Below are 5,517 nucleotides of genomic sequence, written 5' to 3'. Positions count from 1 at the left end.
TCGGCTGAACGCTCGCCTGGCCACCGCGCTGCCGTCGGCGACCTACCGGATCATGGACCGCGTTGCCGCGCGCCGCGCGGCCGGGCACGCGGTCGTTTCGCTCAGCGCGGGCGAACCCGACTTCGACGGTGATCAGCAGGTCCGGTTTGCGCGCGGCCGCGAGTTCGACGATCTCGGGCGTGAGGCCGTAGCCGTATTCGAAACGGTTCGGCACCAGGTAGTCGATCTGCGCGCCGAACATCCGCAGGCCGCGCACCGCGACCGCGCAGGCGGTCGCGCCGTCGCAGTCGTAGTCGGCAACGACGAGCAGGCGCCGCTTGTCGGCGATCGCATCGGCGAGCAGCGCCGCCGCGTCGGCGCAGCCTTTCAGCTCGGTGGGCGGGACGAGGCGGGCCAGCGCGGTCTCGATGTCGGCGGGGGACTGCACGCCGCGCGACGCGTACAGGCGCGCAAGGACGGGATGCAGGCCGTGGCGCGCGAGCACTTCGGCGTCGGCGGGCGCGACGGGGCGGGTAACGATCCGGGTCATACGGGGTCTGCTTGTTATTCGAACAGGGAGGCCAGCGCGCGACGGCGCCAGAACTTGCGCAGGTCGCCGCGCGTCGCGTGCAGCGTGACGGAACTCGTGTCGCCGCACAGCGTGAAATCGACGCTCGCGAGCTCGCCGTTCCGCAGCGCGGCGAGGGCCGGCGCGAACCAGTCGCGCTCGAGCGCGGCGAGTCCGTCGTGCCAGCGCGCCCAGTCCTGCTCGATGAATGGGGTGGTCAGCGCCGGCAGCTCGACGAGCGTCGCGCCATCGGCGGCGGGCAGCGGGCCGAACGCGGCCGGCGGCGCACCGGCGTCGGCTTGCGCGGCGCGCGCGAGGCCGAGCGCCGCCGGCGACGCGGACAGCACGCGCGCGAACGGCTTGCCGACCGGCTTCAGCGTGCCCTGCGCGTGGAACCAGATCGAATTGACGGCCGGCAGGCCACGCGCCTCGCGGGCCTCGTTGACCGGGTGCTGGAACCACGCCATCTGCACTTCGTTCTGCAGCTTCATCCACATCCGCGAGCGCTCGCCCGTATGGGCTTCGTGCGGCAGCCAGATTTCGATGTTGCGGCCGCTCGCGCGCAGCGGTGCAGCGCCGGCGAGCCGGGCGAGCTGCTCGCTCGACAGGTACCAGCGCGACGGGTTCGGCGCCTCGAGCCGGACGCCGAGTTCCTCGATCAGCGGCCGCGCGACCGCGAGCAGCGCGGCTGCGTCACCTTCGTCGAGCGCGAGGGCCGCCGGATCGACGAGCACCAGGTGATCGTGCGCGATTTCGACGTGGACGGGCTCGACGCAGGCCCACGCGTGTGTGCCGGGGGTGCCGCCGTCCGCCAGCAGCATGTAGGGTGCGAGCGGCGCCTCGTCCGCGGCGTTGCCCTGGGTTGCGCCGAACTGGCGGGCCAGCCAGCGCTCGTGCGGCAGCGTGCGCTGGAAGTCTTCGCCGGCCACGCGCTCGGAGAGGCTGGCGCGGGCGAGCAACTTTTCGAGCGCGGGGCTGTCCAGCGTGTGCAGGGACGAGGCCGCATCGGCCGCCGACGGCAGCGCGAACGGAACGAGAAAATGGAGGCGTCGGTCGTGCATGATGGTGCGCATTGTATGGCAAACTGCGCGCGTGATCGGGCCGGCTGACGGCCCGTTCGCGTCCGGCGGCCTTTTTTCGACCGTGCCCGGGCCGGTGGCCGCCACCGGGCGGCGGTTCGGCCGCGGGGCGCCTCCCCGCCGTAACCAGCAGAAAGGATTCGCTTGAAACTTCCGTACGAATGGCAGATCGGCTGGCGCTACACGCGCGCCGGCAAACGCACGACCGGTAACGGCTTCATTTCCTTCATCGCGCTCGTGTCGATGCTCGGGATCGCGCTCGGCGTCGCGGCGCTGATCGTCGTGCTGTCGGTGATGAACGGCTTCCAGAAGGAAGTGCGCGACCGGATGCTGTCGGTGCTCGCGCACGTCGAGGTGTTCTCGCCGACGGGCTCGATGCCCGACTGGCAACTGACCGCGCAGGAAGCGCGCCGCAATCCGTCGGTGATCGGCGCGGCGCCGTACGTCGATGCGCAGGCGCTGCTCACCCGCCAGGACGCGGTGAGCGGCGTGATGCTGCGCGGCGTCGAGCCGACGCTCGAGCCGCAGGTGTCGGACATCGGCAAGGACATGAAGGCGGGCCAGCTCGGCGCGCTGGTGCCGGGCCAGTTCGGCATCGTGCTCGGCGACGCGCTCGCGGGCAACCTCGGCGTGACGGTCGGCGACAAGGTCACGCTGGTCGCGCCGGAAGGGTCGATCACGCCGGCCGGCATGATGCCGCGGCTGAAGCAGTTCACGGTCGTCGGCGTGTTCGAGTCCGGGCACTACGAATACGACAGCACGCTCGCGATGATCAACATCCGCGACGCCGAGGCGCTGTTCCGGATGGCCGCGCCGACCGGCGTGCGGCTGCGGCTGAAGGACATGCAGAAGGCGCCGGACGTGGCGGTCGAGCTGTCGCATACCCTGTCGGGCAGCCTGTACATCCGCGACTGGACCCAGCAGAACAAGACGTGGTTCTCGGCCGTGCAGATCGAGAAGCGGATGATGTTCATCATCCTCACGCTGATCATCGCGGTGGCCGCGTTCAACCTCGTGTCGTCGCTCGTGATGACGGTGACCAACAAGCAGGCCGACATCGCGATCCTGCGCACGCTCGGCGCGCAGCCGGGGTCGATCATGAAGATCTTCGTCGTGCAGGGCGTGACGATCGGCTTCGTCGGTACGGCGTCGGGCGTCGCGCTCGGCTGCCTGATCGCGTGGAGCATCCCGTGGCTGATCCCGATGATCGAGCACCTGTTCGGCGTGCAGTTCCTGCCGCCGTCCGTGTACTTCATCAGCGAGCTGCCGTCCGAACTCGTCGCGAGCGACGTGATCCGGATCGGGCTGATCGCGTTCGCGCTGTCGGCCGTCGCGACGCTCTATCCGAGCTGGCGCGGCGCGAAGGTGAAGCCGGCGGAGGCGCTCCGCTATGAATGATCGCGCGACCGCATTCGCGGATTCACGACAACACAACAAACAGGATTCGGCAGGTATGCAGGAATACGTGCTTCAGGCGCGCGGGATCACGAAGGCGTTCGTGCAGGGCGGCTTCAACGTGCAGGTGCTCAACAATACCGAGCTGACGGTGCGGCGCGGCGAGAAGCTCGCGGTCGTCGGTGCGTCGGGTTCCGGCAAGAGCACGCTGCTGCACGTGCTGGGCGGGCTCGACGAGCCGAGCGCGGGCGAGGTGTCGCTGCTCGGCAAGCCGTTCACGCAACTCGCCGAGCGCGAGCGCAACGAATTGCGCAACCGCGCGCTCGGCTTCGTCTACCAGTTCCATCACCTGCTGCCCGAGTTCACCGCGCTCGACAACGTCGCGATGCCGCTGCGGATTCGCCGGATGACGACCGAGGACGCGCGCGAGCAGGCCCAGACGATGCTCGAGCGTGTCGGTCTCGGCCCGCGTGCGAAGCACCGGCCGGGCGAGCTGTCGGGCGGCGAGCGGCAGCGCGTCGCGATCGCACGTGCGCTGGTCACGAAGCCCGCGTGCGTGCTCGCCGACGAGCCGACCGGCAACCTCGACGGCACGACGGCCGATACGGTGTTCAACCTGATGCTCGAACTGTCCGAGACGCTCGAAACGAGCTTCGTGATCGTCACGCACGATCCCGATCTCGCCGCGCGCTGCGACCGCATCATGCGGCTGCGCGACGGCGTGCTGCACGAGGAGCCGGCGCTGCCGGTGTAACAAGCGAACGCGCTTGGCCTGCTGCCGGGTTGGTCCCGGTGCGGCGCCAGGGCGCAGGACTGCCGCCATGTGGATCGACACGCACTGCCATCTCGATGCCGCCGAGTTCGACGCCGACCGCGACGCGGTCGCGCACGCGGCGCGCGCGGCCGGCGTGTCGCGCATCGTGATCCCGAGCGTCGGGCGCGACAACTTCACGACGGTGCGCGAGCTCGCGCAACGCACGCCGGGCGCGGTCTATGCGCTCGGCATCCATCCGATGTATACGCCACGCGCACGCGACGAGGATCTCGACCTGCTGCGCATGGAGATCGAGGCGAGCCTCGACGATCCGCGCTTCGTCGCGATCGGCGAGATCGGTCTCGACTATTTCGTGCCGGGGCTCGACGAAGACCGGCAGCAGTTCTTCTACCAGGGGCAGTTGAAGCTCGCGCGCGAATTCGACCTGCCCGTGCTGTGCCACGTGCGCAAGTCGCAGGATCGCGTGCTGGCCGGCCTGCGCCGTTTGGGCGTGCGGCGCGGCATCGCGCATGCATTCAACGGCAGTTTCCAGCAGGCCGAAGCGTATCTTGCGCAAGGGCTGCATCTCGGCTTCGGCGGCAACGTGACTTTCACGCGCGCGCTGCAGATCCGCCGGCTCGCCACGGAGTTGCCGCTCGACGCGCTCGTCGTCGAGACGGACGCGCCCGACATCGCGCCCGAATGGGCCTACAAATCCCGCAACACGCCCGACCAGGTGCCGCGTATCGGCGACGTGCTCGCCGAACTGCGCGGACTCGACGCCGGCGCGGTGTCCCTATGCACTTCGGCTAACGCGCTCGCCGCGCTGCCGCGACTCGCACTTTCATCCGCATAATCGTTGTCGGAGGGCGCCGCATTCGCAATGGCGGTGCCGGGTCGACGAGGAGGGGCGATGCGCGTGTGGTGGATCGCGTTCGCGCTCGGCGTGGTCGTGCTGCAGCGGCAGGCGGCGCTGCCGGGTGCGCTCGCATGGACGATCGGTGCGGCCGTGTTCGCAGGCTGCGTCGTGCCAGGGGCGTGGTGTGTGCGTCGCCGGCGTACGCGTACGACCGTTGCACTCGGATGGATGCTGTGCGCGCTCGCGGCCTGCGTCGTCGGGTTCGGCTACGCGGCCGCGCGGGCCGAATGGCGGCTGGACGACAGCCTGCCCGTCGAGTGGGAAGGGCGCGACATCGTCGTCACCGGCGTGATTCGGGGGCTGCCCGTGGTCGACGAGAGCGGCGCACGCCTGCTGTTCGCGGTCGAGTCGAACGATGCGGGGCTGGCCCGTTTTCCGCCGTTGATCCGGCTGTCGTGGCGAGCCTACGGCGCATCGGCGACACGCGATCCGCTTCCCGATCTGCGCGCCGCACAGCGCTGGCGGTTCGTCGTGCGCCTGAAGCGCCCGCATGCCGAGGCCAATCCCGGCGTGCGCGACAGCGAGGCGGCGTGGCTTGCCGCAGGCATTCGCGCGATCGGTTATGTCAGCGCGCCCCGGCGGGCGGCATTGCTCGATGTGCGCGCCACGGGATGGCGTGCGTCGATCGATCGGCTGCGCGACGCGCTGCGCTCGCGTATCGGCGAGACGCTGGGCGGCGACGCCGGCCATCGCGGCATCGTCGCCGCGCTCGCGATCGGTGACCAGTCGGGCATCGGCGACGACGACTGGCGCGTGCTGCGCAGCACGGGCACGAGCCACCTGGTCGCGATCTCCGGCCTGCATGTCGGGCTCGTCGGCGCGA

Annotated in this window: 6 protein-coding genes; 4 read left to right on the top strand and 2 right to left on the bottom strand. The window is 70.2% G+C overall.

Annotation, left to right across the window (positions count from 1 at the left end; translation table 11 throughout):
• A partial coding sequence (locus G3O06_RS46310) for a DHH family phosphoesterase (protein ID WP_346779597.1) occupies positions 1-529 on the bottom strand: 529 nt, incomplete at its 3' end.
• Between the two features lie 14 nt (positions 530-543).
• On the bottom strand, positions 544-1,608 hold the full coding sequence (locus G3O06_RS46305) for a regulator (RefSeq protein WP_241020589.1): 1,065 nt from the start codon (positions 1,606-1,608) through the stop codon (positions 544-546).
• Positions 1,609-1,770: 162 nt separating this feature from the next.
• Here G3O06_RS46305 and G3O06_RS46300 point away from each other — a divergent pair, with 162 nt between their 5' ends.
• The 4 genes from G3O06_RS46300 to G3O06_RS46285 form a co-directional block, all read left to right on the top strand.
• Positions 1,771-3,024, top strand: a complete 1,254-nt coding sequence (locus G3O06_RS46300) for a lipoprotein-releasing ABC transporter permease subunit (RefSeq protein WP_043190315.1) — start codon at positions 1,771-1,773, stop codon at positions 3,022-3,024.
• Positions 3,025-3,079: 55 nt separating this feature from the next.
• A complete protein-coding gene (gene lolD, locus G3O06_RS46295) occupies positions 3,080-3,775 on the top strand; it encodes a lipoprotein-releasing ABC transporter ATP-binding protein LolD (protein ID WP_034185428.1) in 696 nt (231 codons plus the stop codon).
• 67 nt (positions 3,776-3,842) lie between these two features.
• Positions 3,843-4,631, top strand: coding sequence for a TatD family hydrolase (locus G3O06_RS46290; RefSeq protein ID WP_174987336.1), 789 nt, complete (start codon positions 3,843-3,845; stop codon positions 4,629-4,631).
• Positions 4,632-4,688: 57 nt separating this feature from the next.
• Positions 4,689-5,517, top strand: an 829-nt coding sequence (locus tag G3O06_RS46285) for a ComEC/Rec2 family competence protein (RefSeq protein ID WP_205820082.1), incomplete at its 3' end; no start/stop codon positions are given.

This window comes from Burkholderia sp. Ac-20345 (assembly GCF_017104825.1).
Taxonomy (GTDB): domain Bacteria; phylum Pseudomonadota; class Gammaproteobacteria; order Burkholderiales; family Burkholderiaceae; genus Burkholderia; species Burkholderia lata_B.
This window is presented reverse-complemented; position numbering and strand designations above follow the sequence as displayed.